This is a genomic window from Bacillus stratosphericus (assembly GCF_020524495.1).
Lineage (GTDB): Bacteria > Bacillota > Bacilli > Bacillales > Bacillaceae > Bacillus > Bacillus stratosphericus_B.
In genome coordinates this window covers 1-533 of the sequence record NZ_JAIVLB010000105.1, presented here as the reverse complement: position 1 = coordinate 533, position 533 = coordinate 1, and the positions used below count along the sequence as shown (strand labels likewise).

Sequence of the window (533 nt, the reverse complement as noted above, 5' to 3'; positions counted from 1 at the left end):
TTGTCTGAGACTGGTCACAGTCAATTGCTTCCGAACGGCACGGACATATTAACGCTGCCTTCCGGCTATTATTATGCAGTAGGTACAAACGTAGTCAATATGCCAAGCAAAACCGATTCTTCATGGTTTAACATTTATGTGATTGATAATGGCAACAATCGTAAAACGTTCCACATCATCAGAAGTGGAGATAGCCTTCATTGGTGGGGCTCTGTTCACAATGGGGATTTCAAAGGGTGGAAACGGATGTTGACAGATGATGAGTTAAGCAGTACGTGGAATCTAGTCACACTGATTAATGGCACAACAAAGCATTTCGCTGGAAACCCACTCCGATTTTCGATACGCCTAAACACTTTACACATCCGGGGGTCTTTTGAGGGTGTACCGTTGAACGAAACAGTCATTGCCCGTTTTGCTCAAAAACCGTCAGCTAAAACTGTGTTTATCGGCGCAACGGTGGGGTCTTATGGATCAGCTAGATTCACACTAGAGACAGACGGATCTTTACGTTTTGACGGGATGTCTGCCAA

General features: G+C 44.7%; 1 protein-coding gene. It reads left to right on the top strand.

What is annotated here, in order from left to right; all coding sequences use genetic code 11:
* Positions 1–533, top strand: a 533-nt coding sequence (locus tag LC033_RS16705) for an XkdV family phage structural protein (RefSeq protein WP_512699450.1), incomplete at both ends; no start/stop codon positions are given.